The organism is Planobispora rosea (assembly GCF_014648175.1).
GTDB classification, from domain to species: Bacteria; Actinomycetota; Actinomycetes; order Streptosporangiales; family Streptosporangiaceae; genus Planobispora; species Planobispora rosea.
This window is the reverse complement of the sequence record NZ_BMQP01000052.1, coordinates 21,027-47,916: the sequence shown is the minus strand read 5'-3', so window position 1 is coordinate 47,916 and position 26,890 is coordinate 21,027. Positions and strand designations below refer to the sequence as shown.

Below are 26,890 nucleotides of genomic sequence, written 5' to 3'. Positions count from 1 at the left end.
AGGGTCCCGGAGACTCGCCGTCTCCACCGGCGGGTGACGCCGCGACCCTGTGGCCGCGCGTGCTCGAACGGATCAAGGAGGGCGACGCGGAGGGAACAGCCGGGCTGCTGGAGGTCGCGGCGGACGCGGACCGATACGCGCTGGCCGCGCCTCTGCGGATCTACTTCTGGAAAGCCATGGCCAGGAATGCCTGGTGGGGGAGGGAGCGGCCGGAGCACGAGCAGGCCCCCGCGCTGCGCGCCGCTCTCGCCGTCTGCCTCGACGACGCCCGGGAGGTCGCGAGATGGCTGACCAAGCCGGAGCTGTGGCTGTGGACCGGGCACCGGCGGGACGCCGACCGTCTCGCGCGGTTGCTGCGGGGCCGTCCGGCGCAGTGGCGCTCGCAGGTCGTCAGCCGTCTGGCGGAGCAGGCGCCGTGGGATGACGGCGACGAGAGCAGGGGCCGGGCGATGTGGTGGTCGGCGTGGTATCCCGCCGCCGCTCTCCTGGAGGACCCGGACATCGAGCCGCCGGGCTCCGAGACGTTCGTCATCGGCTGGATGCGTGCGGTGGCCGAGGCCGGCCACCGCGTCACCGGTGAACGGCTGGCGCGCGACCTGCTCCGCGTGCTGCTGCGCCTTCGCGGCCCGTCGGCGCGGTTGCGCCCGAAGGCGGAGGTGATCCAGGCGTGGGCCGCGGTGATGGCCGGGCTCGCGGACGAGGACGTGATCGAGCGCCGGGAACTGGCCGAAGGCTGCGCCGCCGCGTTCTTCGACGGTGAGTCGTGGCCGTTCACGGATCTGTTCGCCGCTCTCCGGCCGGAGCCGGAGGATCTCCCGGTCAGGGATCTCGTGCGGTCGCTGTCCGTAGCCTCCGGACCGGCCGCCGGGCTCGCCGTGGTACGGCTGCGGCGCGCCGACGACGCCGGGCTGCTGACGGACGAGCTGTTCTCCGACGCGGTCGGCGCGCTGGCGTTCCGGCCGGAGAAGAAGTGCGTGCGGGCCGCGTTCTCCTGGATCGAGACCGCCGTGCGCCGGGAGCCGCGCCGCGCCGACGACGCGCTGGCGGCGGTGGCCGCCGTGTTCGGCATCGGCCCGCGGGACCTGCAGGAGCGGGCCGTACGGCTGGCGCTCAAGCTTGCCGGGCGGGCGGGGGAGCCGGGGCGCCAGGCCGTCCGGGCGGCGGCCGACGAGCTCCCCGGCGACCTGCGTGAGCGGCTGGGCACGGCGTTCCGGCTGCCGGGGGCGCCGGAGCGGACGCCTCCGGCGCTGCCCGCGTTCACTGCGGGGACGCGGCCGCTCGCCGCCGTCGAGTCGGTGGATGAGCTCGTCGGGCTGGTCACCGCGGCGAGGGGTCAGATGGAGATCGAGCGGCTGGTCGGCGGGCTGGTGACGCTGGTTCACCGCGACCGGGAGGCCGTCCGGGCGGCCGTCGAGCCGGTGCTGCGTGGTCACTGGCCGAGCCTGTTCGACGGGAGCGCGGCCTACGGCTTCGGCGGGATGGACGACCCGCATCTGCTGGCCGCCCGCGCCGCGCTCGCCGCCGTGGCGCCGCAGGTGAGCGGGGAGCTCAGGGGGCGCCTGCCCTCCTACCCGGCGCGCGGCCCCATGCCCGACGTGCTCACCGTGCTGCGTCTGCGAGAGGCCGTGGTGGCGCTGGAGTCCGCGGCCGTGCCGGTGCTGCTGGCCACGCCCACCGCCTCGACCGGTCATGTCGATCCGGACACGCTGGTGGCGAGGATGGAGCGGCTGGAGGCGGCCGGGACGCCGCCGCTCGCGGCCGACTTCCAGCAGGCCCTGGTACGGCTGCCGCGCGAGATCGACCCGGCGGCGGCCGTACGGGCACGGCGGCTGTCCACGAGCGACGGCCGTGCGCTGGCGGACTGGCTCGCCCGGGGTGGTCTGGCCGACCCCGACGTCGGCCACCGGGTCGAACGCCTGCCGCTCTACGAGGGCTCGCCGGAGATCGTGACCCGGATCCTCCCCGCCGTGTGGCCCCGGGAAGAGGATCTGCCGGTGCTGGTCCGCAGGTTGTGCATGCTCAATCCCGCGTATGCCGTCAGCACCGCCTCCCAGATGACGGAGTGGTGGCCGGCGATCATGCCGTCCCACCGGGAGGTGATCACCGCCTGGATGTTGCCTCGCCTCCCGGCGCTGGCCGGGTCCCGCGGGGCCGATCTGCTCCCCCTGGTCCGGCTGGCCCGAGGGCAGGGTCCCGCCGGGGTGGTGAGCGCCGCCGCGCTCGCCCACGGACTGGGGTTCAGGGACGACCGCGCACGCGGCACGGCCGTGGACGCCCTGCTGATCCACGCGGCGCGCGGCGACCTGGCCGGGCAGGAGCTCGGCCGGTTCCTGGCCGACCTGGTGACGGGCGAGGTGATCAAGCTCGGTCCGGTGGTCGCCGCTCTGGGCGACGCCGTGGCGGCGGGGGCGCACGCCGCCGTGTGGGAGGCGGTCTGCGGGATGCTGCGCGGCGGGATCCTTCCCCGCCCGCAGGACAGGCCTCGCACGGGCCTGGCCGGCCTGCTCGCCGTCGGCGTCACGGCCGCCGCGCTCACCGGGGCGCGCGCCGACATCCCCGAGCTGGTGGAGACGACCGCGCGGGGCGGCTCCAGCCGCCTGGTCCAGGAGACTCGGCGGCTGCAGGGAGTGATCGGCTCCGGTGACGCGGCCCGGTGAGGGCGGGCGGATCCTCCGTCCGATCCTGGGAAAGTGCTGGGAGACAGGACCCAGATCTTCCCCGGCGCCGGGAGGAACGGGGATGGTGATCGTATGAGACCAGGAGCCGTTGCAACCGCGTTGCTCACGCTGCTTCTCGCCGTCATGGGAGTGGCTGCGCCCGCCCAGGCCGACGGAGCAGTCGCGCCCGCCCAGGCCGACGGAGCGGCGGCGCGGGCCGGCGGCGCGGCGCCCTTCCCGGAGAACTTCCCGCTGCCCGACGGGTTCCAGCCGGAGGGGATCGCGATCGGCCCGGGCCCGGTGGCCTACTTCGGATCGCGCGCCACCGGCGACGTCTACCGCGCCGATCTGAGGACCGGCGAGGGCGAGATCATCAGCAGGGGGCCGGGAACGCCGTCGCTCGGGATGAAGACCGACCGGCGCGGGCGGCTGTTCGTCGCCGGGGGCACCGGCGGCGACGCTCGGGTCGTCGACGTCCGGACCGGTGAGGTGCTCAGGTCCTACACCCTCGCCACCGGCACGACCTTCGTCAACGACGTCGTCCTGACCCGCGACGCCGCCTGGTTCACCGACTCGAGGAGCCCCGTGCTGTACCGGCTGCCCCTCGGGCGCCGGGGCGCCCTGCCCGACCGGGCGGTGACGCTCCCGCTCACCGGGGACATCGTGTACGGCACGGGCACCAACGCCAACGGCATCGTCGAGACGCCGGACCGCAGGTCGCTGCTCATCGTGCAGTCCAACACCGGCACGCTGTTCCGCGTGGACCCCGCCATCGGCGTCGCCACGCGAGTGGACCTGGGCGGGGAGACGCTCGTCAACGGGGACGGGCTGCTGCTGCTGGGCCGCACCCTGTACGTGGTGCAGAACCGGCTCGACACCGTGGCCGTGATCGAGATCAGCCGCGACGGGTCGTCGGGCCGGGTCGTCGAGCGGCTGACCGACCCGGACTTCGACGTGCCGACCACGGTGGCGGTGTTCGGGAAGCGGCTCTACCTGCCCAACGCCCGGTTCACCACCGCGCCCACGCCGACGACCCCCTACGAGGTGGTCTCCGTCCGGCGCTGAGCGGGCCGGGGTACGGGGGTGGGGTTCAGGCGCAGAGCGGGACGGGCTCCGGGCTGAGCGTGCGGCTCAGCCCGGTCAGCTTGAGCAGCCGGCCGACCGCGGCGGGCACGCCGATGAGCTGGACCGTGCCCCCGAGCTCGCGTGCCCTGTTGTTGACGGCGACGAGCACGCCGAGGCCGCGGGCGTCCATGAACGTCACTTCGGACAGGTCGACGAGGAGCCTTCCGCCGGCGGTCAGCGCGTTCTGCAGGCGCGTGCGGAGCGCGGGCGCGGTGGAGATGTCGATCTCACCGGTCACCCGGTGGATCATGGAATTGCCGTGAGCGGTCACGGACAGGCCCACGCGGGACCTCCAATCGAGGGGAACGCCGGGCATCCTTGTGCACTCCGGCATCCTGTGGTGGTGCGCCGCACGACGGCGGCGTCTACGTGACTATTCCATAGGACGCATTCGACGGCGGAATTGTTCCCCGGCGCCCCCTGCGAGAGGGAAATCATATGGGGACGAAGTCCGCGATGATCACTGTGGCGTCGTCCTTGGGTTCCGCGGCGGCCATCTCGTCATACAGCCCGCCGAGGCAGGCGGCGGGGGAGGAGCCCCGGGAGAGGAGCTCCGCCAGGCGCGCGGCGCCGACGGCCCCGATCACGCCGTCCGTGACGATGGCGACGCGGTCCCCCGGACGCAGGGGTACCGTGCCGGTGTCGGGGACGAGGCCGGACGCCAGGCCGACGGCGCGCAGCGGCGGGCCGTCGCCGAGGGAGTCCGGCGTGGTGATGGGCCGCGGTCTCCCGTCCTTGGTGCGGTACCAGATCGCGCCGTTGCCGACGTGGGCGTAGCGCAGGAACGGGTGTTCGCCGGGGTCGAGGACGATCAGGTCCAGGGTGCTGAGCAGGTCGGACACGGCGGGGTTGCGCAGCGCGGCGGTGCGCACGGCGCGGTGCGCCTCCTGGACGCAGTGGTCCAGGTCCTGCTCCCGTCGTGTCGTGTACTGGGGCCGGGCGACGACGACGGCGCCCAGGGTCAGGGCGGCGGCGGTGTGGCCGAACCGGGTGGCGCTCCCGCCGTCGGCTGTCGCGATCAGCCGTTCCTGGACGACGTACACGTCTGAGGGACGGCCCTGCGAGCCCTCGTACGTGCCGCCCGCCACCACCAGCCGCGGCCGTGCCGCCGGCGTGCCGGGAGGCCAGGGGCGGTGCCGGCCGTAGACCGCCATCGTGGACAGGCAGCCGATCAGAATCGTGATCACGATGAAGGTCATAAATCCCCTTTCGTCCTGACATACGGGCAAGTACACGCCTGCGCGAGGTGATGCGCCTGACGGCTGATCGGCCGTCGTCCGGGTGACGGCCGATCAGCCGTCATGCCGCGGGTCCGCCGGCGGTCCAGTGTGCGGAGAAGGGGGGGAGAAGGGTGAACACCGCGGAAGGGAGGGGGACAGAGGAGGGAGGGGGCACCGGAACACCGGACACCGGAGGAGAACCGGCCCGAGGGAGACCGGGGTGACCGCAGTGGGACCGCAGTAGGACCGCAGTGGGACCGCAGTGGGACCGATGGCCTCGCCCGCCGTCATGGCGGGAGAGATCCCCTCCCGCCTCTTTTTTCCCGCTCTGCTCACGCATGCCGGGTGCGTTAGGGTGAGATCCGTCCTGTGCTCTTATCGCGGGCGGACGGCACATGGCTCACCCCGGTTCCACGCGGTACGACTCGGCGGCCAGGCAGCTGGACAGGGCCGTCGCGCGTACCGGTGCGGTCGCACGGGGCACGGTGGGCCTGGTGGCGGTCGTCGCCGCCGTGCTGGGAGCCGTCCCGCCGGTCTCCGCCCTGTGGCTGGCTCCCATGCTGGCGATCGACCTCGTGTGGACCACGCTGTTCCTCCGCCTGGCCCGGCGCAGGGAACTGATGCCGCCGTGGCTGGTGGCCGCTGATGCGGCCACCACCATCGTGTTGTGCCTGGCGCAGCGCCACCTCGTGGCGCGGGAGGTGCTCGACACGGGATCGAGCTGGATCGCGGGTCTGGTCACGATGACCGTCGTCATCGCCGGGGTCACCTGGCTGCCGAAGATCTCCGTCCCCGTCGGCCTCGCCGTGGCCGGTGCGTACCTGGCCGGTGTCCGGCTGGCTTCGCCGTCCCACGACGTGACCGTCACCCTGGCGATCCACCTCGTGCAGGTCATCGCGATCGCGGCGCTGATGACGCTGCTGCGCCGCTCCGCCAGCTCGGCCGACGCCTTCCTGCGGGAGAGCGCCCGCGCCGAGATCGCGCTCATGGTGGACCGGCGGCGGCGCGAGGACGAGCTGAGACAGATCAGCAGCATTCACGAGACGTCGCTGCACACGCTGACGATGGTCGGCCTGGGCGTCTACGACGGGCCCTCGCCCGTCCTGCGCGGCCAGGCGGAAGCCGACCTGTCGACGCTGGAGAGCCTGCGTGACGCGCCGCGGGCCGTCACCGCGCCCATCGCCCTGGACGCCCTGCTGGAGGAGGTGGCGGGACGGGCCACCGGCCTGGAGGTGCGCAGGCGTCTGACGCCGCAGACGGTGCCCGAGGACGTCGCCGAGCACTTCGCCCGCGCCGTCACCGAGGCCCTGGCGAACATCGCGCTGCATTCCGGAGTGCGCGAGGCCGAGCTGGTCTCCAGCAGGCGCGACGGTGAGATCCGCGTGGAGGTCGCCGACGAGGGCCGCGGGTTCGACCAGCACCGGCTGCCGCCCGACCGGTTCGGCGTCCGCGGATCGATACTCGACACGATGCGCTCCCTGCCGAACGGCGGCGCCGAGATCTCCTCCGGCGAGCGGGGCACCCGGGTGTGCCTGTGGTGGCGGCCGTGACCGGGGACGTCGAGCAGGTGGCGCAGCGCTACGCCCGCTACACCGCGCTCGGCGCCGCGGTCATCACCGGCCTGTGGCACCTCGGCTACGACCTGACGGTCACGGTCGCCGGCTGGCACGCCTTCCGCCGGCCGATGCTGGTGGCGGCGGCCTGGACCGGCTACACCGCGATCGCCCTGATCGCGACGCTGTCGCTGGCGCGCACCTCCCGCGGACCGGCGAGGATACGGGAGCTCGCCGTCGCCGCGCTGGCCGTGGACGTCGCGGTCATCGTGGCCTGCCGCCCCGGGGACCTGCTCGGCGCCGCCGACTGGGGGTGGGGGTCGGTGGGCTGGCTCGGCGTCATGCTGGTGTGGGACCGGCCGCGCTGGCGGGCCGAGCTCGTCGCGTTCCTGGCCGCCAACGCCGGCATCATGCTGACGGCGATGGTCGTGACCGGGACGCTCGACCGGGTCTCCGTCGCCAAGTACCTGGTGGTCATCGTCGGCGGCATCACCATGCAGCTCGGTTACACGGCGGGCTGCCACACCCTGCGCGCCCGCGCCGAGGACGCGGTGCTGCTGGCCCGCAGGCTCGCCGCCGACGACGCCTGGCGGGAGTCCGCCTGGCGCATCCACGCCGACCGGCTCCGCAGGTACGACGCGATCCGCGACGCGGCGGAGTCACTGCTGGAGCGGCTCGCCGACGGCGCCGACCCCGGCGATCCCCGCGTACGGCGGGACTGCACGGCCGGAGCCATGCGGTTGCGCCGGCTCATCACCGAGCGGGAGGACGTGCCCGACGCGCTGGTGTCGGTGCTGCGCGAGCGGATCGACGCGGCCGAGCGGCGCAAGGTCCTGGTCGCGGCGCCGCCGTTCGGCGGGAACCTGCCCGACCTGCCGGCGGGGGTCCGGGAGGACCTGCTCAGAGCGCCGGTCCGGGCCCTGGACGGGGCCAGGTCGCGGGCCAGGGTCACCGTGTCCGCGATGTCCACCATGGTGAGCGTGGCCGTCGTGGCCGACAACGACGATCTGCCCGTCAGCGCGACCCCGGTGCACGAACCCAGCGGGGTCGTCGTCACCTATCAGCGGCAGGGAGGAGAGGTATGGGTCAACAGCATCTGGCAGCCCCCGTGACGGTCGCGCTGGTGGAGGACCACCAGGTCGTGGTGGACGGTGTCAGGTCGTGGTTCTCCCCGCCCGGCCCGGTGGAGCTGGTCGCCCACGGGCCCACCGTCGACTCCGTCCGCGGCACGGCCGCCGACGTGCTCCTGCTCGACCTCAACCTCAACGGCACCATGGTCGTCGACCGGATCGCCGAGCTGTGCCAGGGAGGGCAGCGCGTCGTCGTCTTCTCCGAGCACGAGGAACCGGAGACGGTGCGCGCCGTGCTGGACGCGGGAGCCTCGGCGTTCATCGGCAAGGGCCGGGCCACGCGGGAGTCCTGCCTGGAGACCGTCCTGGACGTGGCCGCCGACCGGCCGAACGTGACACCGCCGATGGCGCAGGCGATCGCGACGGACGAGCGCCCGCACCGGCCGCAGCTGTCGGACAAGGAGCGGGCCGCGCTGCTGTTCTGGTTCCAGTCGATGTCGAAGGCGTCGGTGGCGGCCCGGATGGGGATCAAGGAGCGGACCGTGCGCCAGTACATCGACCGGGCCCGGGTCAAGTACGCAGCGGCGGGAAGGCCCGCGCCCACCAAGGAGAAACTGCTCGTCTGCGCCATCGAGGACGGCCTCATCCGCCCCGAGGAGGTGACCGTGTACACCTCCCTGGCCGCGAGGTCGGACGGCGGGCGCGCCTCGTCCGGCTCCGGCTCCGGATCCGGATCGTGACCGTCAGGCGGTAACGGGGCGGCCGGGATCACGCTACCTTGGGCGGGTGGAGGAGATCGACCGCCGGATCGTGACGTTGCTGGCTTCGGACGGCCGGATGAGCTTCACCGACCTCGCCAAGGAGACCGGCCTGTCGGTGTCGGCCGTGCACCAGCGGGTGCGCCGGCTGGAGAAGCGCGGGGTGGTGCGCGGCTACGCGGCGCTGCTGGACCACGACGAGATCGGCCTGCCGCTCACCGCGTTCGTCTCCATCAAGCCGATCGACCCGGCCGCCGCCGACGACGCCCCCGACCGGCTGGCCCACCTGAGCGCCATCGAGGCCTGCCACAGCGTCGCGGGCGACGAGAGCTACATCCTCAAGGTGCGGGTGGCCTCGCCGAGCGCGCTGGAGGAGCTGCTCAGCCAGATCCGCGTCGCGGCCAACGTCTCCACCCGGACCACCGTCGTCCTCAGCACGCCGTACGAGCACCGGCCCCCCGACCTGACGGCGGCGGAGAACCGGCCGGAGAAGGAGTAGGCCGCTCGCTCTCCCCGGTCTCCGGATCCGTTTCCCGGCTTCGCCGCTCCGGGCCCGCTCCGGTCTCCGCGACCCCTTCCGGTCAGGATTTTTCGGATATTTCCGGCTGGAGGCAACCTGGGGGAGTGCGTCGTGCATCTCCAGTGTGATGAACGAGGAGGAGATCCGACACTACCTGCGCGAGTCGTTCCCACGGCTCGCGGCGGGACTGGAACGCCGCTTCGCCGGGCAGGCGTCCGGCGAGGACGCCGTGCAGGAGGCCGTCGTACGGGCCTGGCAGCACACCCGCAGGGGCGCGGCCGTCGAGTCGTGGGACGGCTGGCTGGCCGTCGTGGCGACCAACGCCGCGCGGATGGAGGTGCGCCGGCGACTGGCGGAGGAGCGGGCCGTTACGGCCCTGGCCTCCCTGCGCCCCGTGCAGGGGCACCGGACGGCGACGGTCGCGGAGGCGATGGAGGCGCTGCCGCCCCGGCAGCGGCAGATCCTCAGGTTGCACTACTACGAGGACCTGGAGATCGCCGAGATCGCCCGGCTGCTGGAGATCAGTCCCGGAACGGTGAAGAGCGCCCTGCACCGGGGGCGTCAGGCGCTGGCTCGCCTCCTCCGGCCCTACGAGACGACGAGGAGGTCCGTGGTGATCGGCTGGATGCTGGCGGGGACGCACCCGCAGGAGTACACGTTCGAGCTCACCGGAGACAAGCACGAGGGGCTGCCCGTGGCGTCCCTGCGGTGCGTGGCGGACGAACCCGGTGGGTTCGGTACGGCGATGCAGATGTTCCGGCCCGAGGAGTACCAGGGCAAGCGCATCCGGGTGTCGGGCCGGCTCCAGGCCCGCGGCGTCGCCGACCACATGGGGCTGTGGATGCGGGTCGACGGCCCCGAGGACCATCCGCTGGCCTTCGACAACATGAGCGACCGGCCGATCACCGGCACCACCGGCTGGGTCCACGCCGAGGTGGTCCTCGACGTGGCCCCCGAGGCCACCGCGGTGGCGCTGGGCGTGCTGCTGACCGGCGGGGGAGAGGCGCTCATCTCGGGGATCCGTCTGGAGGAGGTGTCCCCGGACGTGCCGGTGACCGGTGACGGCGGGCGGGCGCTGGCCGACGGCCCGCGCAACCTCGACTTCACCGAGGGGTGACCGGCCCGCCCGGCCCGCCGTCCACCCCGGCGGGCCGGGACAGGCCGGGACAGGCCTGTCAGGCAGGGCAGGGCAGGGCGGGGACGGGCCGCGCCCCGCCGCGGTCAGCCGATGCGGACCGGCAGGGTGCGCGGGCCGCGGACCTGACCCGTGGACCAGGTCACCGCCGCCGGGTCGGCGAGGACGAAGTCCGGGATCCGCTCCAGCCACACCTCCAGGGCGACCCGCAGCTCCATGCGCGCCAGGTGCGAGCCCACGCAGCGGTGGATGCCGAGGCCGAATGCGGCGTGCCGGTTGACCTCGCGGTCGATGACGACCTCATCGGCCCGGTCGAACTGCGCGGGATCGCGGTTGGCCGCCGGGAACGAGAGCAGGACCCAGTCGTCGGCCCTCATGTCCACGCCGCGCCAGTGCATGTCCTCCTTGACCAGCCGGGCCATGGTGACCGGGGCGTAGGCCCGGAGGAACTCCTCCATCGCGGTCGGCAGCAGCCCGGGTTCGGCGACCAGGCGCTCGCGGTCGGCGGGGGTCTTCGCCAGGTGCCACAGGGAGGCGCCGATCGCGCTCCACGTCGTGTCGACGCCGGCGATGAGCAGCAGCCCCATCGTGCCCGCCACGTGCTCCGGACTGAGCTTGTGGCCGCCGAGCTCGACGTTGATCAGGTAGGTGGTGAGGTCGTCGCGCGGGTTGTCGACGTGGTCGCGGATCTGCGCGTACAGATAGTCGAACAGCTTCTCCATCCGGGCGACGCGCTCCTCCGGCGGGGAGTTGACGCCCTCGAGCGCGTTCTCGACGAACTCGCGGAAGCGCGGCCCGTCCTCGGGCGGGAAGCCGAGCATGTCGGCGATGACCCGCATCGGGATGTGCTGGGCGTAGTCGTGGGCGGCGTCGACGACGTCCCGCCCCTCGAACGCGTCGATGAGCGCGTGGCAGAACGCCCTGGTCGCCGCCTCCCGCCTGGCGACCGCGGCCTTGGTGAACGCCGGCAGCAGGAGCTTGCGCGCGTGGTGGTGGAAGGGCGGGTCGGAGGAGATCGGCGGCGCGCCCCCGATGGGGGCGATCTCGCGGGGCGGCCGGAAGTTGCTCATGATGATCGCCCGGGACGAGAAGCGCTCGGTGTCGTAGGCGACGGCCGCGACGTCCTCGTACCGCGTCGGCAGCCATCCGCCGCCGAACCGCTCGGTGCGCGCGATCGGGCAGCGCTGCCGCAGCTCGTCCTGGATGGGGTAGGGATCGGCCGCCCACTCGGGCTCGGTGTGGGAGAAGTCGGTCGCCCAGTCCGAGACCGGGCCGGTGACGATCTCGTTGCGGACGCCGAGGGGGCGGTCCTTCATCGTCTCCCGGAGGTCCCGGCTGAAGCGTTCGTCGACGGTCATGTCAATCTCCCTAGAGGATCTCGATCGCCCGTTCGGGACAGTTGGACACCGCCAGGCGCGCCGTGCGCTCCTCGTCCGGCGGTACGGTGCCGTCGCCGGGGACCTGCCCGTAGCCCTCGTCGTCCTCGCCGAACAGCTCGGGGGCCAGGTCGTAGCAGCGACCGTGTCCCTGACACCGTTCGGAGTCGATCCGCACCTTCATCACGGTGCTCCCCTCTGTTCTGTGGTGCCGGTGGTGGCGAGGGCGCTCACGACCCGGGTGAGCAGCGCGGCCCACTCCTCGTCGTCCACCGCGTGCAGGTCCGAGGTGACCAGCGCGCTGCCCATCGCGAGCAGGAGGCAGAAGTGGGCGAGCGCGTCCGGCGGCAGCGCCGGATCGAGCCCGCCGTCGCGCTGGGCCAGCCGTACGAGCCCGGCCAGCCAGTCGGCGCGCTCGCCGACATAGCCCCGCATCGACCGGGCGACCTCCTCGTCGCGGCGGGCCGCGACCAGCGCCTCGACGATGAGATGACCGCAGGCTTCCCGGGGACGGGGCAGGCTGCGGCCGACGGCGACGAGCAGATCGGCGATCGGCCGGTCGGGGTCGGCGGCGAGCAGGTCGGCCAGGAGCCGCGGCCCGTGCGCGCGCAGCGCGGCCACCAGCAGCTCGGCCTTCGACCCGAAATGCGTGTACAGCGCGCCGTTGCTCACCCCGGCGGAGGCGGCGATGTCGGCCACGCGCGTGCCGTCGTACCCGCGCTCGGCGAACACCTCGGCGGCCGCGCGCAGCAGCCGCTCACGCGTCTCGGCGGCGGTGACGCCCGCGATGCGTCCCATGAACGAATTAAAAGATCGTTCATTTGATTCGTCAATAGGGAGCGGCATCCGAGGATCACTCCCGGGGAGAGCGTTTCATCCGCCCTGGGCCGGCCTGCCGCAGAAGTGCGAGGCCTGGACGGGAAGACGGGACATCGCACCTGCCGGTAGTTTTTGATCATGTCCGATGCCGACTTCACCCCCCTCCGTGTCACCTACCGGTACCGGGCGTACGGGCGCGACACCTCCCTCCGCATCCGCGCATGGGGCAGGGCGGAGGGCTACCCCGTCGGCGAGCGTGGCGGCATCGCGCCGGAAGTCATCGACGCCTTCTTCGCCGCCCACCCCGAGGTCGACGAGCAGATACAGACCTACGAGACGGTCCGCGCTACACCCAGAACCCCCGGCGCGTCACCGGAGGATTATCGGTGGCAGGGGGACATCGGGGACATCTACACGGTCGTCTTCGTCCGCGGACTCGACGAGCGCGAGGTGCTGCGCCGGCTCGGCGCCGCGGACGAGGACATCCGGCCGATCGACGACGGGGACTACTCCTATCCGGAAGGACCCGAGATCATCACCGTCAGGCGCATCGGGGACTGGACGGTCGCGATCGAGGACTGCGGCTGGCGCGGTGCGCAACAGGATGTCCTGGGCGCTCTGTCGCGCGACGGAGGAGAGGCCGTGGCGGTGCAGCGGCATGACTACGCCCGGCACCTCGTTTCCTATGCCGTCGACGGCCGTCTCATCACCACCGTCAACCCGGGGTTTCCCATCGACAGGCGGGGCGCGGATCCCGACCGGCTCAATCGTCACCTGCGCGAGCTGGGCATCGATCCGGCCGCCGACGACCACATCGACAACCCCGTCCCGGCGGCGCTGGCACTCGCCGCCCGCGTCACCGGTGTCACGATCGGCCCGCACCACCTTCGCCGCCCCGTTCTCGGCGCCGCCATACCCGGCGCCCTTTTCTGACCCATCCCGGCACCGGGCCGGAGGCGGTGACCAGGTCGGCGACAGGGGGTTTCGTGAGGGTTGTCGGTGGCGGCGGGCAGTATCGGCACATCAAGTCACGGCGGGAACAGGAGAACAGGGTGCCCCCTGCCAACCAGCAGATAGCGGACCATGCCTTCCTCAAGGGCATGTACCAGGACGACTACTACCCCGATCACGTCGTCGACCGGGGAAAAGAGATCTTGTTGCGCCTGTGCGAGCGGATCGAGGCCGAGCGGCCGTCGAGCCTCGCGGAGCTGTACGTCCTCACCAACGCGGCGACAGAGGAGTTCAACGAGCTGGAGGCCGAGTTCGGCGCGGCCGGCAGTGAGATCGAGACCGTGGCGCGCGAAGTGATCGCCGAGGACTTCTGGTTCGTGGCCTCGGCCTACGGGTTCACGGACGCGGACGTGGAGGAGCTGATCGCGACCCGGGACTGGTGAGTGCGCCGGCCCGGACGGTCACCGCGTGGAGACGTACTGGGAACCCGAGGTGTGAACCGGGACGCCGGAGCGGCTCCGCCGTCTCGATCCGCTCCGGCGTCCCGGCGGGCTCAGGAGGCGGAGGGGAAGCGGGCCCGCAGGCGGGCCTCGGCCTCCTCGCCCGCGCCCAGGGCGTCCAGGCCGAGCAGGGCGGCCCCCGCGATCGGCGGCACGTCGGCCACGATCAGCTTGGCCTGCGGGGCCCGCTCGGCGAACCGCTCCTCGATCATCCGGCTCAGCAGGGGGTCGCGGGCGGTCAGCACGCCGCCGCCCAGGATCACCTCCACGGGGGCGTCGAGCAGGTCCAGGCGGCGCATGGCGACCACCGCGAGCACGGTGACCTCCTCGGCCATGCGCGCCACGAGGGAGCACGCCACCGCGTCGCCCGCGGCGGCCGTCGCCATCAGCACCGGCACCAGCCCGTGCAGCCCGGCGTAGGGCAGGTCGCCGAAGTGCAGGCCGAGGGAGACCTCCTCGACGGTGCGGGCGCCGAAGTGCTCGCGCACCGCGCGCTCCAGCGCGGTGGCCGGGCCGCGGCCGTCCTCGGACCGCACGGCGTGCCAGAGCGTCTCCTCGCCCAGGCCCATGCCGCCGCCCCAGTCCCCGGTGATCTTCCCCAGGGCGGGGAACCTGGCGACCTCCCCGGTGGGGGAGACCCCGACCGCGTTGATGCCCGCCCCGCAGACCACGGCCACGCCCGACGGTCCCGAGGCCCCGGAGCGCAGCAGCGCGAAGGTGTCGTTGCCGACGACCACCTCCCGCCCGTATCCCCGGGCGAGGATCTCGTCGCGGAGGGCCTCCTCCTCGACCGGCAGGTCCGCGCCCGCCACGTAGGCGGCCACGTGGTCGGCGTACGGCGGGGCCGCCCCCCCGCCGAGCGCCCGCCGTACCGCCTCGCCGATCACGTCGACGGCGGCGTCCACCCCCGTGCTCTGGGGCGCGAAGGCCCCGCCGCGGCCGGTGGCCAGGACGGAGCCGTCCTCGCCGATCAGTGCGACGTCGGTCTTGCTGTTGCCGCCGTCGACGGCCAGGACGGTCCTCACGCGCCCGCCCAGGGCAGGTGCCGCCGGTTGGCGTCGATCAGGCGGCGGGCCAGGTCGCCCGCGAGCGACGCCTGGCCGATCAGCGGGTGGGCCAGCAGGGCGTCGGCCACCCGCTCCTCGCCGCCGTGCAGCGCGGCTTCCAGCGCCAGCGTCTCGTACGCCGTGACGTGCGCGATGAGCCCGGCGTAGAGCGGTTCCACGGCCGGTACGGCCAGCGGCACGGCCCCGCCGGCGGTGATCCGGGCGGGCACCTCGATGACCGCGTCGTCGGCCAGGAACGGCAGGGTGCCGTCGTTGCGGAGGTTGACCACCTGGGTGTCGCCCCGGTCGCCGGCCAGCGAGGCGATCAGCGCCACCGCGGCCTCGGAGTAGAACGCGCCGCCGCGCCTGCCCAGCAGCTCGGGCTTGGTGGTCGTCGACGGGTCGGCGTACAGCTTCAGCAGCTCGTCCTCCATCGCCGCGACCTCGGCCGCCCGCGACGGCTTGGACTTCTGCTCCTCCACCACGAGGTCGTGCTCGTAGAAGTAGCGCAGGTAGTAGGAGGGCACCACGCCCAGGCGGCGGATCAGACCGACCGGCAGGCCGATGTCGTCGGCGATCTCCTGGCCGTGCGACTCCAGCAGCGCGGGCAGCACGTCCTCGCCGTCGAGGTGGACGGCCCGCTCCCAGGTCAGGTGGTTGAGCCCGACGTGGCCCAGGGAGATCCGCTCGGGCGCGACGCCCAGCCTGGCGGCGAAACGGCGCTGGAAGCCGATGGCCACGTTGCACAGGCCGATGGCCCGGTGCCCGGCCTCCAGCAGCGCCCTGGTGACGATGCCCACCGGGTTGGTGAAGTCGACGATCCACGCGCCGGGCGCGTGCTCACGGACCTTCTCGGCGATGTCCAGCACTACCGGGACCGTGCGCAGGGCCTTGGCCAGGCCGCCCGCGCCGGTGGTCTCCTGGCCGACGCAGCCGCATTCCAGGGGGAGCGTCTCGTCCACGTTCCGCGCCGCCTGGCCGCCGACGCGCAGCTGCAGCAGGACGGCCTGCGCCCCGGCGACGCCCTCCTCGACCGACGCGGTCGCGAGGATCCTCCCGGGGTGGCCGGCGTGCGCCAGCATCCGGCGGGCCATGCCCGCGACGAGTTCCAGCCGGCGGGCGTCCGGGTCGACCAGCGCGATCTCGGTGAGCGGAAGTTCGTCCCGCAGCCGGGCGAACCCGTCGATCAGCTCCGGCGTGTACGTCGAACCGCCCCCGACAACGGCGATTTTCACCTTTTCACTCCTGTCATGTAGCACCCCCGGCGGGAACTCTCCGGGAGAGGAAGGACACGGCGGTCACGAGGGGATCGTGGGCAGGGCCGGGCCGAAGACCTCGTCGCGGGCGATGGTCAGGGCCTGGTCCAGCGCGCCGGCCAGGACCGGGTTGCCCTCGACGGCTGAGAGCAGCAGCGGCGGCCGGGGGATGGTGAGCGCGTGCAGTTCGTGCTCGACGAGCTCGCGGAGCGTCTCGCCGCCTGCCGCGAAGGTGCCTCCGGCCAGCACGACGAGCTCGGGGTCGACGACCGCGGTGATGGCGGCCAGGCCGACGGCGAGGCGGGCGGCGACGTCGCGGAGCCCGGCGCGGGCGTCGTCGGCCCGCCTCCCGGTGCCCTCCGCGGCCAGTACGGCGCTGCGCACGGCCGCGGCGGAGGTGGCGCCGCGCACGCCGTACGACCGCAGGACCTTGAGCACGGTGCGGCCGCCGGTCAGGGCCTGGAAGCCGTGGTCGGCCTCGCGCCCGGCCTCGCGGGCGGTGGGGGCGCCCAGCGCGGGCATGTAACCGACCTCGCCCGCACCGCCGGTCGCGCCGCGGTGCAGCCGTCCGCCGAGCACCAGCGCCGAGCCGAGGCCGGCGTCGGCCCAGAACAGCACGAAGTCCTGGCGGCCCCGGGCCGCGCCGCGGGCCTGCTCGCACAGGGCGACCAGGTTCACGTCGTTCTCGATGTGGACCTGGGCGCCGAGACCCTCGCTGAGGGTGGGGACCAGGTCGGGGATGTGCCAGCCGGGGATGTGGCCGCCGTAGCCGAGCCTGCCGGTGACCGGGTCCAGGGCGCCCTGGATGCCGATCACCACATGCCGCAGGCCGCCGGGGACGTCCCGGGCCCCGGCGCCGTCGAGTACGGCGCGCAGCCGGCCCAGGACGTCCCGGCCCGAGCGGCCCGGGGTGGGCAGGCGGTGCTCGCCGCTCACGGCGCCGGTGATGTCGGCGATGCGGGCCTCGATGCGCGAGGGGGTGACGTCCACCGCCGCGACGTGGGCGAGGCCGGGGTTGATCCGGTAGACCTCGGCCGTGCGGCCGGGGAGTCCCTCGCGGATGCCGTCCAGAACGACGAACCCGGCGTCCTGAAGACGGGAGAGGAGCTGTGAGGCGGTGGGCTTGGACAGGCCGGTCAGGACCCCGATCTCGGGCCGGGTCAGCGGGCCGCGCTCCAGGAACGCCTGGATCGCGGCACGGTCGTTGATCGCGCGGAGCAGGCTCGGGGTGCCCGGGGTCGGCTGCGCCACTGCCCTCCACCCCTCCACTGTTAGGAAACTTTCCTAATCTGAGGTGAATCTAGGAGGCCCGGTGCGGGGCGTCAAGCGCGGAGGGGGATCGCCGCGAGAGCTGCAACCAACCTGTGATGGCGGAGGGGTATGCAGGAGGGAGGGGGCAGGCGAAAGAGAATGCGAATGTCTCGACGGACCTGGTAGGGTGGTGGTTTGTCACACAACTACTGAAACAGCCCTACATTGACCTTGCAGTAGCCATATGGCCCGGAGTATCCCATTACTAGCAACGATAGTGGAGCGACGACAACCCGTCAAATCGAGCTCGCCAAGGAGCAGGAGTACGTCTCGGCCCTTTACGAACGGCTCGACCTGCTGCGCGACCGTACCCAGCGCCAGCTCGACGGCGTCCTGGCCCAGGGCGGGGGCGGCACCCACCAGAACCGCTCGGAGCGCGACACCTTCGCCGGAATGTACGCCGAACGGCTGGCCCGGCTCTGGGCGGTGGAGAACAGCCTGTGCTTCGGCCGGCTCGACAACGCCGACCAGACGTCCCTCTACATCGGCCGCATCGGCATGGCCGACGACGACCAGCGGCGGCTGCTGATCGACTGGCGGGCCCCGGTGGCCCAGCCCTTCTACCGGGCCACCCCCGCGGTCCCGATGGGCGTCACCCGCCGCCGCCATCTGCAGACCAAGGGCCGCACGGTGATCGGGGTCGACGACGACCTGCTCGACCTCGACAACCTCACCGACGAGGCCGCCGCCACCCTCAACGGCGAGGCCGCGCTGCTGGCCTCCGTCGGCGCCCGCCGCACCGGCCGGATGCGCGACATCGTGGCCACCATCCAGGCCGAGCAGGACCGCATCATCCGCTCCGACCTGAACGGCGTGCTGGTCGTGCAGGGCGGGCCCGGCACCGGCAAGACCGTGGTGGCCCTGCACCGGGCCGCCTATCTCCTGTACACCCACCGCGAGAAGCTGGCCCGCCGGGGCGTGCTCATCCTCGGCCCCAACCTGACCTTCCTGCGCTACATCGAACAGGTCCTGCCCTCCCTCGGCGAGACCGATGTGCTGCTGTCCACGGTCGCCGAGCTGTACCCCGGGATCACCGCCACGCGCAGGGACCGGCCCGAGGTGGCCGCGCTCAAGGGCGGCGAGCGGATGGCGCAGGTGGTGGCGCGCGCCGTACGGGAACGCCAGCGCGTCCCCCGTAAGCCGATCGACATCAAGCTGGACCGCTACACCCTCCGGCTCGACGGCCGCACCCTCGACGCCGCGCGCAACCGGGCCTCCCGCGCCCGCCGCACCCACAACGAGGCCCGCGCGGTCTTCGTCCGCCACCTGCTCAACGCGCTCGCCCGCCAGGCCGCCAAGCAGCTCGGCAAGGGCATGATCGACGACGACGAGCTGGCCGACCTCCGTGAGGACCTGCGCACCGAGCAGCCGGTGAAGGCCGCGCTGAACCGCCTGTGGCCGTACACCACCCCGCAGCAGCTCCTCATCGGGCTGTTCACCTCCCGCGAGCGGCTCGACTACGCCGCGGCCGACCTCGACCCGGCCGAGCGCGAGCTGCTGCTGCGCGAGCCGCCCCGCAAGGGGGAGAACTGGTGGACGGAGTCCGACGTGGCGCTGCTGGACGAGGCCGCCGAACTGCTCGGCGACATCGATCCCGCGGTGCTGCGGGCCGGGGCGTGGATGGCCGAGGAGGAGCAGGCCGCCGCCCGCAACGCCGCGCAGGAGGAGGACCAGGCCCATCTCGCCTACGCCAAGGAGGTGCTGGAGCTGACCGGCCTGTCCGACATCATGGACGCCGAGAAGTTCGCCGCCCGGCACCTGGGCGACGAGTTCTACCTCACCACCGCCGAGCGCGCCGCCGGTGACCGCACCTGGGCCTTCGGCCACGTCATCGTGGACGAGGCGCAGGAGCTGTCGCCGATGGACTGGCGGATGGTCATGCGCCGCTGCCCGAGCCGGTCGATGACGATCGTCGGGGACCTGGCGCAGACCGCCTCCCCGGCCGGGGCGCGGTCCTGGGGCCGGGTGCTCGATCCCTACGTGGCCGGGCGCTGGCGTGCCGAGAGCCTCACCATGAACTACCGCACCCCCACCGAGCTGATGGCCGTGGCCGCCGCCGTCCTCCCGCTGGTCGGCCCCGGTCTCACCGCGCCCGACTCGGTCCGGGAGACCGGCGTGCGCCCCTGGGCCGCCTCCCCGGTCGAGGCCCTGGTGCCGCTGGTGAAGACCGAGGCCGCCGAGGGCGGCCGCCTCGCGGTGATCGTCCCGGAATCCCTCGCGGGCGAGCTCGGCGAGGCCGTGACCTCGGGCGTGCCCGGCGCGGTCGCAGGGCCCGGCCCGGCCGCCCTGGACGCCCCCGCGGCGGTCCTGACCGTCGCCGACGCCAAGGGCCTGGAGTTCGACACGGTCATCGTGGTGGAACCGGCCCTGATCCTCCGGGAATCGCCACGCGGGCCGAGCGACCTCTACGTCGCGCTGACCCGCGCCACCCAGCGCCTCGGTGTGGTCCACACCACTCCGCTGCCCGGGGAACTCCCGGGGCTTGAGTGGGAGCGGATTACGTGAGAGCATTGACGCTCTTGTCGATCATGTGCTAGCTGCGGCGACTGGCGTCTCCGCAGCTGGTGACGGGGTTGACATCTGGACCGGTGCCGGTAGTTTGCTGCCCAGTCCAGCACGGGACTGGCCGGTTGGCCGTCTCCGGCGTCACCGGTTCCTGCGTCCGGGCGGAGTGCAGCTCCTCCCGAACAGCCAGGTGCAGGACCGGTGGTCCGTCGGGTCGGGGCACCCCAGCCGGGCGGGGGATTGGACCCAGGAGGGGTCTGGACACCCAGTAGACAACGGCAGTCCGAGCCCGCCGCCGACGGGACGGAAGCCGGTCCGAAGGGCCTGTCCGGACCCTTTTCCCGCTCCCGTGCCACCGCCGAACGCGTCGGGGTGATCTCCAAGGGCGGGGATCACCCCGCTGCTGTTTGGGGAGGCGGAGGCCGGGGCGGTAGCGTTCGGGCTAGCCCGAACGACAGTGCAAGGAGCCTCGCCGGTGGTGCAGGAGAGAACGGTTCCCCCGGTGGGGGACGAGCCCGCGGGAGGGGATGGGGGCGTCCCCGAGGCGGGCGGCCCGGTGGATGAGGGCTCCGGCGGGTCACCGAGACGGGCGGCCCTCGCCAGGGCCGTGGCCGCCGTCGCCGGGGGGGCGCTGCTCTATCTCGCCTTCCCCCCGCTCGGGCTCTGGTTCCTCGCCCCCGCCGGCGCGGCCCTGGTCATCCTGGCGCTGTACGGCGCCCGCCCGCGCCGCGCCGCCTGGCTCGGCCTCCTGACGGCGTCCGCCTTCCTCCTGCCCGGCCTGCGCTGGGTGAGCCCGATCGGCGTGGACGCCTGGCTGGGCCTGGTCGCCATCGAGAGCCTCTTCTACGCGGCCTGGGCCGCCGCCACCGCCGCAGTCGTCAGACTCCCCCTGTGGCCGCTGTGGACCTCGGCGCTCTGGGTGGCCATGGAATGGGCCCGGGGAGAGATCCCCTTCGGGGGGTTCCCCTGGGTGCGGGTCGCCTTCAGCCAGGGCGAGTCGGTCTTCACTCCCTACGCGGCGCTCGGCGGCGCGCCGCTGGTGAGCTTCGCGGTGGTGTTCTGCGGCGCCCTCCTCGCCCTCGCCGCCGTGCGGGTGCTCCGGCCAGCGCGGGCTGAGGGGGCCGGGCCCGCGGTCGCCGAGGGGGCCGGGCCGGCCGTACCGTCTCCGGGCGGGGCGCCGCGCCGGTGGAGCCGGGCGCTCGTCCTCCCGCTCGCCGGGGCGCTGGCCGTCCCGCTCGGGGCCTTCGCCGTACCGCGCCCCGGCGACGAGGGCAGGAGCGTCACCATCGGCGTCGTCCAGGGCAACGTGCCGGGCCGGGGCATGTACCCCCTGGGTGACGAGCCCGCCGTGGTCCTGCGCAACCACACGGGCAAGCTCCACGAGATGGCGCGGGCCGTGCGGGAGGGGAAACTGCCCCGGCCGGACATCGTGGTGCTGCCGGAGAACTCCACCGACATCGACCCCTACCGCAGCGCCACGGCCCGGCAGGAGATCGACGCGGCGGTGAAGGACATCGGGGTGCCCGTCCTCGTCGGGGCCGTGGTGGCGATCGGAGACAGCCACCGCGCCACCCGCAGCCTGGTCTGGGACCCGGTCACCGGCCCCGGCGCCTACTACGACAAGCAGCAGCTGGTGCCGTTCGGGGAGTACACCCCGCTGAAGGATCTCGTGCTCGCCCTGTTCGAGCGGGCCAACCTGGTCGGCAGGCAGTCGCTGGCCGGCACCCGCGACGGCGACCTGCGGATGGGGCCGGTGACCGTCGGGGCGATCAACTGCTACGAGGTCGCCTACGACGACGTCGTCCGCGGCACCGCCAGGACGGGCGCGAGCCCGCTGGTGGTGCAGACCAACAACGCGACCTACGCGCTGACCAACCTGCCGCCCCAGCAGCTCGCCATGTCCCAGCTGCGCGCCGTGGAGCACAACCGCGCGGTGGTCACCTCGGCGATCACCGGCATCTCCGCGTCGGTGACCCCGGAGGGACGGGTGACCTGGCAGACCCGCGAGCTGGTTCCCGACATGGCCGTGCTGGAGGTCCAGGTCCGTACGGCGAGCACGGTCGCGACCAGGGTTGGCGCCCTGCCGGAGTGGGCCTTGATACTGATGGGTACATTCGCGCTGGGCGCGGTCCCGGCGCGCCGGAACCGCCGCCCGGCGCGCCTCGTGGATCACAATGACGACCAGCAGGTGGGAGACGCGTGATGGAGCAGACGTTCGGCAGGGTGCTCGTCATCGTTCCGACGTACAACGAACGGGAGAACCTGCCGAAGATCGTTGAGCGGGTGCGCGCGTCGGTCCCGGAGGCGCACGTCCTCGTCGCCGACGACAACAGCCCCGACGGCACCGGTCAGGTGGCCGACGAGCTGGCGGCCGCCGACGACCACGTCCGGGTGCTCCACCGGCCGGGCAAGCAGGGACTCGGCGCCGCCTACATCGCGGGGTTCCGCTGGGGCCTGGCCGAGGGCTACGACATCCTCGTGGAGATGGACGCCGACGGATCGCACCAGCCGGAGGAGCTGCCCAGGCTGCTTCAGGCCGTGTCCGACGGGGCCGACCTGGCGATCGGCTCCCGCTACGTCTCCGGCGGCAAGGTGGTCAACTGGCCGGCCTCCCGGCAGTTCCTGTCGCGCGGGGCCAACGCCTACACCCGGGTGATGCTCGGAATGCCGGTCCGCGACGCCACCGCGGGCTTCCGCGCCTACCGCGCGTCCACCCTGGAGAAGATCGGCCTGGACGGTGTCGAGTCGCAGGGTTACTGCTTCCAGGTGGACCTGACGCTCCGTACGGCCCGGCACGGACTGCGCGTGGCCGAGGTGCCCATCACCTTCGTGGAGCGCACCGTCGGAGCCAGCAAGATGAGCCGGAGCGTCATCACCGAGGCGCTCTGGCGGGTCACGGTCTGGGGGGTCTCCGGCCTGCCCCACCGGCTGCGCCGCCCCCGCTGAGAAACGGGCCTGCGAGGGGGCGCCGGTGCGCTGGACTGAGGAGCGTGCCGGAGCGCAGCGACGGAGCGCGACGAGGGAAGGCACCGGTTATCAGCCCCCGAGCCGCGACGCGCAGCGTCGCCATAAGCACAGCGGAACGCGGCGGAGCCCGTGGGCGTTGACACTGTCGTACGGCCCGCGCCCGAGTGAGGAAACGATGCGCCTTCTCCTGTTCCTGTCCTTCCTGGTGGTCCCGATCCTGGAGATCTGGGTGCTCATCCAGGTCGGTCAGGTCATCGGCGGCTGGCCCACGGTCGCCCTGCTGCTCGCCGACAGCCTCTTCGGCGCTTGGATCGTCCGCCGCGAGGGCCGCCGGGCCTGGCAGAGCCTGCAGGCCGCGCTCGGCCAGGGCCGCATGCCCGACCGGGAGCTCGCCGACGGCGCCATGATCGTCGCGGGTGGCGCGCTGCTGCTCACCCCCGGCTTCCTCACCGATGTCGCGGGCTTCCTGCTGGTGCTGCCGTTCACCCGGCCGCTGATGCGCCGGCTCGGCTCCTGGTTCTTCGCCCGCCGGGTCCGGGCGCTCGCCAAGACCGGGGCGGGGCCCGGCCTCGGCATGCCGTTCGGCGCGGCGGGTCCGGCGGGCTCGCCCTTCGGCCCCTTCGGAGCCTTCGACGAGGCCCGGCGCGGGCGGCCGGGCGGTTCTGGCCCCGTCATCCACGGCGAGGTCATCGACGACGACGCCGACGGCCCGGTCACCCGCGATCCCAGCCGGGACCTGCCCAAGGGCTGACGCCCCGCCGCGCCGTGAGCGGGGTCTCCGCGCCGCCGGGCGTGTCCGCCGGGGTCACTCCGCGCTGAGATCGGCCAGGCGGCGCAGCGAGAGCCGGAAGAAGGCCTCGTTGACCGGCCGGAGCAGCGGCCAGCCGAGCCTGCCGACCGGGCCGAACGGCAGGTCGAGGTCCTCCTCCCAGCCGATGACGCTGCCTCCGCCGGGCCGGGGCAGCACCCGGAAGACGCCGGTGCCGCGCACCAGCCGCCCGGTGTGCCGGACCGCCACCGCCGTCGGCGGATCCCATTCGGTGATCTCCATGGTGTCCAGGAAGCCGACCGGTCCCAGACCGGTGAAGGCGGCCAGCCTGCTCCCGGCGCTGCGGCCGTCACCGGCCGTGACGCGCGCGCGGGTCAGGACCATCCACTCGTCGTGGCGGGGCCAGTCGGTCAGTACGGCGAACACCCGTGAGGGGCTCGCCTCCGCCTCCACCGAGACGCTGATGCGGGCGTGGGTCACGCCTGCATCTTTCCCCGGGCGGCGGGCCGGGTCACCGGGTCGCCGCCTCCGGGCTGTCGATGTGCAGCTCACCGAAGTCGACGGGCGGCGCGAAACCGGCGAAGTTCCGGTCCACCTCGGCTTTCTCGGCGGCGTTGGGGTAGGGGTTGGTGCAGCTCACACCCGCACTTGAGCCGGACATCAGGTCCGTGCAGCGGCCGGTGCGCCGGTCGGGCAGGCCCAGGATGTGGCCGATCTCGTGGGTGGAGATGCGCAGGGCGTTGTAGCCCTGGGAGGTCGCCTGCCGGCCGATCCAGATGGTGCCGCGCCCCAGCCGGGTGGGCAGGGCGCGGGGCCAGCCGTTGTCGGCCAGCACCACGAAGTCCGCGGGGGTGCCCGGGACCAGGCGCACGTTGGTGACACTGGCGTTCCAGATCTGCGCCGCCTGGTCCACGGCGGCGCGGAACTCGGCGGCCCGGCTGGCGTCGTACCGGAGCGTGCGCACGGCGGCGGAGGGGGCGGGCTCGGCCTGCGCCGGCACCGCCGTCAGGAAGGTGAGCCCGAGCGCGATCGCCAGCGCGGAGCGGATGATTCTCAGCATTGCGTACGGCCTCCTCGGCCATCGGGGGGTGTGCGGATGCGGTCAGGGGGCGCCGCGGAGCGTGAGCCCGTACGCCCGCAGAATCTCGTTGATCGGCCGGTGGTGGGTGGTGCCGCCACGGTACGTGTCCCGGCTGGGGGAAGGGATGTCGCAAAAAATCCCTATCGTCGTGATATGACGTCACCGGCCCCGGCGGGCCCTCCGGAAAAAGCCTCCGGGCGGGCCCGCCGGAAAAGCCGGAGCCCCCGGCACCGCGAAGGTGCCGGGGGCTCCGGTCCGCGTCCGTTCCCCGAACGGTCCAGACGGTCCTGCTCTCCCTGTGGTCAGGCGCTCTTGCGGCGCTGTGCGCGCAGGATCGCCAGGCGCTCGTTGAGCACCTCCTCCAGGTCCTCGATCGTGCGTCGCTCCAGCAGCATGTCCCAGTGGGTGCGCGGAGGCTTGGCCTTCTTGGCCTCCGGCTGCTCACCGTCCACGCGGAGGGCGACGGCGCCGCACATGCGGCACTCCCATGTCGCCGGGATCTCCGCCTCGGCCGCAAAGGGGACGTCGAACCGATGGCCCTTCGGGCAGGTGTAGGACACCTCCTGGCGCGGGGCCAGATCGGTGTTGCGGTCGTTCTCGTAGCTGGTCGCCCCGAGTCGGGTACCGCGCAGCGCACGCTCGCCCATGTCTCAATGCCTCCTGAGGGCCCCGTCGTGAGGGGTTCGTCTCCCACGGCGTACAACGCTTGATACCGTGTGTGGATTCCCACACGCGGCGTGATCCAATCGCGTGTTTTCGAGATGATCCGCAGAAGATCCCCAGAAGATCCCTCTGGAGGGCCCTCAGATGCGTTCGGGAACCGGGTTCCCGGCCGCGCGGATGGCCTTGGGGAGGTTGATCGCGGCCAGGCCGGCCAGGCCCACCACGAAGAAGACGACCAGGGTGAGGATGCCCAGCCGGTAGCTGTCGGTCAGCTGCAGGGCCAGCCCGAGGGTGAACGAGCCGAGGAACGTCGAGCCCTTGTCGCTGATCTCGTACAGGCTGTAGTACTCCGCCTCCTTGCCCCGGGGGATCACGTGGGAGAACAGCGAGCGCGACAGCGCCTGGGTGCCGCCCATCACGATCGCGATGGCGAAGCCGAGCGCGAAGAACGCCGCCGCCGACCCCTTGGGCAGGAAGTACCCCACGGCCACCACGACGGTCCAGGCCACCAGCGCGTACATCACGACCTTCTTGGCCCCGAGGGAGTTCGCCAGCCTGCCCAGCAGCAGCGCGCCGCCGAAGGCCACGAACTGCACCATCAGGATCGCCGCGATCCGCACCGTCTGGTCCAGCCCGAGCTCCTTGTCGGCGTAGGTGGCCGAGAAGGAGATGACGGTCTGCACGCCGTCGTTGTAGATCAGGTAGGTGACCAGGAAGCCCAGCGTCAGCGGGTAGTTGCGCAGATCCCTGATCGTGCGGCCCAGCTGCCGGAAGCTGCCGGTCACGGCCCGCCCCGCGCTCTCCGTCCCCGGAGCGAGGGCCCGCCGGTTGCGCAGCCGGAGCATCGGGATGATCGTGAAACCGCCCCACCACAGGCCGGAGGAGGCCAGTGCGATGCGCACCGCGTCGCCTTCGGAGACGCCGAAGGAGTCGTGGAAGAGGAACAGCCCCAGGTGGACCGCGAGCAGCAGGCCGCCGCCGAGGTAGCCGAAGCCCCAGCCCCGCGCGGAGACCCCGTCGCGCTCGTCGGCCGTGGCGATCTGGGGCAGGAACGAGTTGTAGACGACGAACGCGGCGGCGAAGCTGACGCTGGCGACGGTGAACAGCAGGCCGCCCAGCAGGTAGCGGTCGCCGGACAGGAACCAGAAGCAGACCGTGGCGCCCGCGCCCAGGTAGGCGAAGGCCCCCATGATCTCCTTCTTCCGGCCGGTGTGGTCGGCCAGGGCGCCCACCATGGGCATCAGGATGATCTGCAGGATGGCGGCGACACCGACCACGAAGGAGTAGTAGGCGCTGGGCCGTACGTCGAACCAGAGCACCGGGATGTACGGCGCGCCCCCGGCGGCGGACTCGGCGATCGTCGTCAGGTACGGCCCCAGGAAGACGGTCAGGACCGTGGTGGGGAAGGCCGAGTTGGCCCAGTCGTACCAGTACCAGCCGAACTGCTCGCGCCGACGGGACTGGGGGGTCTCTTCGACGACCGGTGAGGTTGTCATGGGCGGTCCTCGGTTCGCTCGGGGGATGCGGCCGCGTGCGGCTCGCTGGGACTTCGGCGCCGGTGCTGCCGGAGGTCTTCGTGGTGGGGGCGCGGCCCGTCCCGGAGGTCCG

The 26,890-nt window shown here is 73.0% G+C and carries 24 protein-coding genes and 1 pseudogene; 13 read left to right on the top strand and 12 right to left on the bottom strand.

Annotated features, from left to right (window positions below):
* The first annotated feature begins 59 nt into the window (after nt 1-59).
* Both IEZ08_RS34445 and IEZ08_RS34440 read left to right on the top strand, forming a co-directional pair.
* Complete coding sequence (locus tag IEZ08_RS34445) at nt 60-2,657, top strand: DUF7824 domain-containing protein (RefSeq protein ID WP_068923970.1); 2,598 nt, start codon at nt 60-62, stop codon at nt 2,655-2,657.
* Nucleotides 2,658-2,750: 93 nt separating this feature from the next.
* Entirely contained in the window at nt 2,751-3,722 is a 972-nt protein-coding gene (locus IEZ08_RS34440) for an SMP-30/gluconolactonase/LRE family protein (protein WP_068923969.1), read from the top strand.
* 25 nt (nt 3,723-3,747) lie between these two features.
* Here the strand turns inward: IEZ08_RS34440 and IEZ08_RS34435 are convergent, their stop codons facing one another.
* Entirely contained in the window at nt 3,748-4,098 is a 351-nt protein-coding gene (locus IEZ08_RS34435; protein ID WP_068923968.1) for an STAS domain-containing protein, read from the bottom strand.
* Between the two features lie 118 nt (nt 4,099-4,216).
* Nucleotides 4,217-4,981 carry a PP2C family protein-serine/threonine phosphatase gene (locus tag IEZ08_RS34430; protein WP_068923967.1) on the bottom strand — a complete coding sequence of 255 codons (765 nt, stop codon included), beginning with the start codon at nt 4,979-4,981 and terminating at the stop codon, nt 4,217-4,219.
* Between the two features lie 416 nt (nt 4,982-5,397).
* On the opposite strand from IEZ08_RS34430, the gene IEZ08_RS34425 reads away from it, so the two are divergent.
* From IEZ08_RS34425 to IEZ08_RS34405, 5 genes are all read left to right on the top strand, one after another.
* Nucleotides 5,398-6,552 (top strand): sensor histidine kinase, encoded by a 1,155-nt coding sequence (locus tag IEZ08_RS34425; protein WP_068923966.1) that lies wholly within the window; start codon nt 5,398-5,400, stop codon nt 6,550-6,552.
* Nucleotides 6,549-7,667, top strand: coding sequence for a hypothetical protein (locus tag IEZ08_RS34420; RefSeq protein WP_176728525.1), 1,119 nt, complete (start codon nt 6,549-6,551; stop codon nt 7,665-7,667). Before IEZ08_RS34425 ends, IEZ08_RS34420 begins: the two co-directional genes overlap by 4 nt.
* Nucleotides 7,637-8,365 carry a response regulator gene (locus IEZ08_RS34415; protein WP_068923964.1) on the top strand — a complete coding sequence of 243 codons (729 nt, stop codon included), beginning with the start codon at nt 7,637-7,639 and terminating at the stop codon, nt 8,363-8,365. The genes IEZ08_RS34420 and IEZ08_RS34415 overlap by 31 nt, the downstream gene beginning before the upstream one ends.
* A 46-nt stretch (nt 8,366-8,411) precedes the next feature.
* The gene (locus tag IEZ08_RS34410; protein WP_084780195.1) at nt 8,412-8,882 is read left to right on the top strand and encodes an Lrp/AsnC family transcriptional regulator; all 471 of its coding nucleotides are present in this window, start codon (nt 8,412-8,414) and stop codon (nt 8,880-8,882) included.
* A 148-nt stretch (nt 8,883-9,030) separates the two neighbouring features.
* Nucleotides 9,031-10,020 (top strand): RNA polymerase sigma factor, encoded by a 990-nt coding sequence (locus IEZ08_RS34405; protein WP_189243850.1) that lies wholly within the window; start codon nt 9,031-9,033, stop codon nt 10,018-10,020.
* A gap of 104 nt (nt 10,021-10,124) precedes the next feature.
* On the opposite strand, the gene IEZ08_RS34400 is transcribed toward IEZ08_RS34405, so the two are convergent.
* Genes IEZ08_RS34400 through IEZ08_RS34390 form a run of 3 tightly spaced genes read right to left on the bottom strand, consistent with a single transcriptional unit; the run spans nt 10,125 to nt 12,212 of the window.
* Nucleotides 10,125-11,396 (bottom strand): cytochrome P450, encoded by a 1,272-nt coding sequence (locus IEZ08_RS34400; protein WP_084780193.1) that lies wholly within the window; start codon nt 11,394-11,396, stop codon nt 10,125-10,127.
* 10 nt (nt 11,397-11,406) lie between these two features.
* Nucleotides 11,407-11,598 carry a ferredoxin gene (locus IEZ08_RS34395; RefSeq protein ID WP_068923962.1) on the bottom strand — a complete coding sequence of 64 codons (192 nt, stop codon included), beginning with the start codon at nt 11,596-11,598 and terminating at the stop codon, nt 11,407-11,409.
* Nucleotides 11,598-12,212 (bottom strand): TetR family transcriptional regulator, encoded by a 615-nt coding sequence (locus IEZ08_RS34390; RefSeq protein WP_189243849.1) that lies wholly within the window; start codon nt 12,210-12,212, stop codon nt 11,598-11,600. Before IEZ08_RS34390 ends, IEZ08_RS34395 begins: the two co-directional genes overlap by 1 nt.
* Nucleotides 12,213-12,371: 159 nt before the next feature.
* Here IEZ08_RS34390 and IEZ08_RS34385 point away from each other — a divergent pair, with 159 nt between their 5' ends.
* Together IEZ08_RS34385 and IEZ08_RS34380 are read left to right on the top strand one after the other, a co-directional pair.
* Nucleotides 12,372-13,166, top strand: coding sequence for a DUF6461 domain-containing protein (locus IEZ08_RS34385; RefSeq protein WP_068923960.1), 795 nt, complete (start codon nt 12,372-12,374; stop codon nt 13,164-13,166).
* A 119-nt stretch (nt 13,167-13,285) separates the two neighbouring features.
* Nucleotides 13,286-13,627 (top strand): DUF5713 family protein, encoded by a 342-nt coding sequence (locus IEZ08_RS34380; protein WP_189243848.1) that lies wholly within the window; start codon nt 13,286-13,288, stop codon nt 13,625-13,627.
* Between the two features lie 110 nt (nt 13,628-13,737).
* Here IEZ08_RS34380 and IEZ08_RS34375 read toward each other — a convergent pair whose 3' ends face one another.
* The 3 genes from IEZ08_RS34375 to IEZ08_RS34365 form a co-directional block, all read right to left on the bottom strand.
* On the bottom strand, nt 13,738-14,709 hold the full coding sequence (locus tag IEZ08_RS34375; protein ID WP_189243847.1) for an N-acetylglucosamine kinase: 972 nt from the start codon (nt 14,707-14,709) through the stop codon (nt 13,738-13,740).
* Nucleotides 14,706-15,965, bottom strand: coding sequence for a 6-phospho-beta-glucosidase (locus IEZ08_RS34370; protein ID WP_189243846.1), 1,260 nt, complete (start codon nt 15,963-15,965; stop codon nt 14,706-14,708). Before IEZ08_RS34370 ends, IEZ08_RS34375 begins: the two co-directional genes overlap by 4 nt.
* Nucleotides 15,966-16,028: 63 nt before the next feature.
* On the bottom strand, nt 16,029-17,237 hold the full coding sequence (locus IEZ08_RS34365) for an ROK family transcriptional regulator (protein WP_068923957.1): 1,209 nt from the start codon (nt 17,235-17,237) through the stop codon (nt 16,029-16,031).
* Between the two features lie 300 nt (nt 17,238-17,537).
* Here IEZ08_RS34365 and IEZ08_RS34360 point away from each other — a divergent pair, with 300 nt between their 5' ends.
* The 4 genes from IEZ08_RS34360 to IEZ08_RS34345 all read left to right on the top strand — a co-directional run bounded on the left by IEZ08_RS34360 (nt 17,538) and on the right by IEZ08_RS34345 (nt 23,520).
* A complete protein-coding gene (locus tag IEZ08_RS34360; RefSeq protein ID WP_506330647.1) occupies nt 17,538-19,802 on the top strand; it encodes a HelD family protein in 2,265 nt (754 codons plus the stop codon).
* 475 nt (nt 19,803-20,277) lie between these two features.
* Complete coding sequence (gene lnt, locus IEZ08_RS34355) at nt 20,278-22,005, top strand: apolipoprotein N-acyltransferase (RefSeq protein WP_229803833.1); 1,728 nt, start codon at nt 20,278-20,280, stop codon at nt 22,003-22,005.
* Nucleotides 22,005-22,748 carry a polyprenol monophosphomannose synthase gene (locus IEZ08_RS34350; RefSeq protein ID WP_068923955.1) on the top strand — a complete coding sequence of 248 codons (744 nt, stop codon included), beginning with the start codon at nt 22,005-22,007 and terminating at the stop codon, nt 22,746-22,748. The genes lnt and IEZ08_RS34350 overlap by 1 nt, the downstream gene beginning before the upstream one ends.
* Before the next feature lie 196 nt (nt 22,749-22,944).
* Nucleotides 22,945-23,520 carry an FxsA family protein gene (locus tag IEZ08_RS34345; RefSeq protein ID WP_068923954.1) on the top strand — a complete coding sequence of 192 codons (576 nt, stop codon included), beginning with the start codon at nt 22,945-22,947 and terminating at the stop codon, nt 23,518-23,520.
* A gap of 54 nt (nt 23,521-23,574) precedes the next feature.
* Here IEZ08_RS34345 and IEZ08_RS34340 read toward each other — a convergent pair whose 3' ends face one another.
* The 4 genes and pseudogenes from IEZ08_RS34340 to IEZ08_RS34325 form a co-directional block, all read right to left on the bottom strand.
* Entirely contained in the window at nt 23,575-24,018 is a 444-nt protein-coding gene (locus IEZ08_RS34340) for an SRPBCC family protein (RefSeq protein WP_068923953.1), read from the bottom strand.
* 31 nt (nt 24,019-24,049) lie between these two features.
* A complete protein-coding gene (locus IEZ08_RS34335; protein WP_068923952.1) occupies nt 24,050-24,598 on the bottom strand; it encodes a snapalysin family zinc-dependent metalloprotease in 549 nt (182 codons plus the stop codon).
* 323 nt (nt 24,599-24,921) lie between these two features.
* Nucleotides 24,922-25,266 (bottom strand): RNA polymerase-binding protein RbpA, encoded by a 345-nt coding sequence (locus IEZ08_RS34330; RefSeq protein WP_068923951.1) that lies wholly within the window; start codon nt 25,264-25,266, stop codon nt 24,922-24,924.
* A 156-nt stretch (nt 25,267-25,422) separates the two neighbouring features.
* Nucleotides 25,423-26,844: pseudogene (locus tag IEZ08_RS34325) on the bottom strand (MFS transporter); the annotation flags it as partial.
* Nucleotides 26,845-26,890: the final 46 nt, after the last annotated feature.

Coding starts and splice junctions, on each gene's coding strand:
- IEZ08_RS34350 (WP_068923955.1), top strand. CDS start 22,005: ATGGAGCAGACGTTCGGCAGGGTGCTCGTCATCGTTCCGACGTACAAC.
- IEZ08_RS34395 (WP_068923962.1), bottom strand. CDS start 11,598: ATGAAGGTGCGGATCGACTCCGAACGGTGTCAGGGACACGGTCGCTGC.
- IEZ08_RS34390 (WP_189243849.1), bottom strand. CDS start 12,212: ATGGGACGCATCGCGGGCGTCACCGCCGCCGAGACGCGTGAGCGGCTG.
- IEZ08_RS34435 (WP_068923968.1), bottom strand. CDS start 4,098: ATGCCCGGCGTTCCCCTCGATTGGAGGTCCCGCGTGGGCCTGTCCGTG.
- IEZ08_RS34415 (WP_068923964.1), top strand. CDS start 7,637: ATGGGTCAACAGCATCTGGCAGCCCCCGTGACGGTCGCGCTGGTGGAG.
- IEZ08_RS34430 (WP_068923967.1), bottom strand. CDS start 4,981: ATGACCTTCATCGTGATCACGATTCTGATCGGCTGCCTGTCCACGATG.
- IEZ08_RS34330 (WP_068923951.1), bottom strand. CDS start 25,266: ATGGGCGAGCGTGCGCTGCGCGGTACCCGACTCGGGGCGACCAGCTAC.
- IEZ08_RS34400 (WP_084780193.1), bottom strand. CDS start 11,396: ATGACCGTCGACGAACGCTTCAGCCGGGACCTCCGGGAGACGATGAAG.
- IEZ08_RS34425 (WP_068923966.1), top strand. CDS start 5,398: ATGGCTCACCCCGGTTCCACGCGGTACGACTCGGCGGCCAGGCAGCTG.
- IEZ08_RS34405 (WP_189243850.1), top strand. CDS start 9,031: ATGAACGAGGAGGAGATCCGACACTACCTGCGCGAGTCGTTCCCACGG.
- IEZ08_RS34335 (WP_068923952.1), bottom strand. CDS start 24,598: ATGCTGAGAATCATCCGCTCCGCGCTGGCGATCGCGCTCGGGCTCACC.
- IEZ08_RS34440 (WP_068923969.1), top strand. CDS start 2,751: ATGAGACCAGGAGCCGTTGCAACCGCGTTGCTCACGCTGCTTCTCGCC.
- IEZ08_RS34345 (WP_068923954.1), top strand. CDS start 22,945: ATGCGCCTTCTCCTGTTCCTGTCCTTCCTGGTGGTCCCGATCCTGGAG.
- IEZ08_RS34385 (WP_068923960.1), top strand. CDS start 12,372: ATGTCCGATGCCGACTTCACCCCCCTCCGTGTCACCTACCGGTACCGG.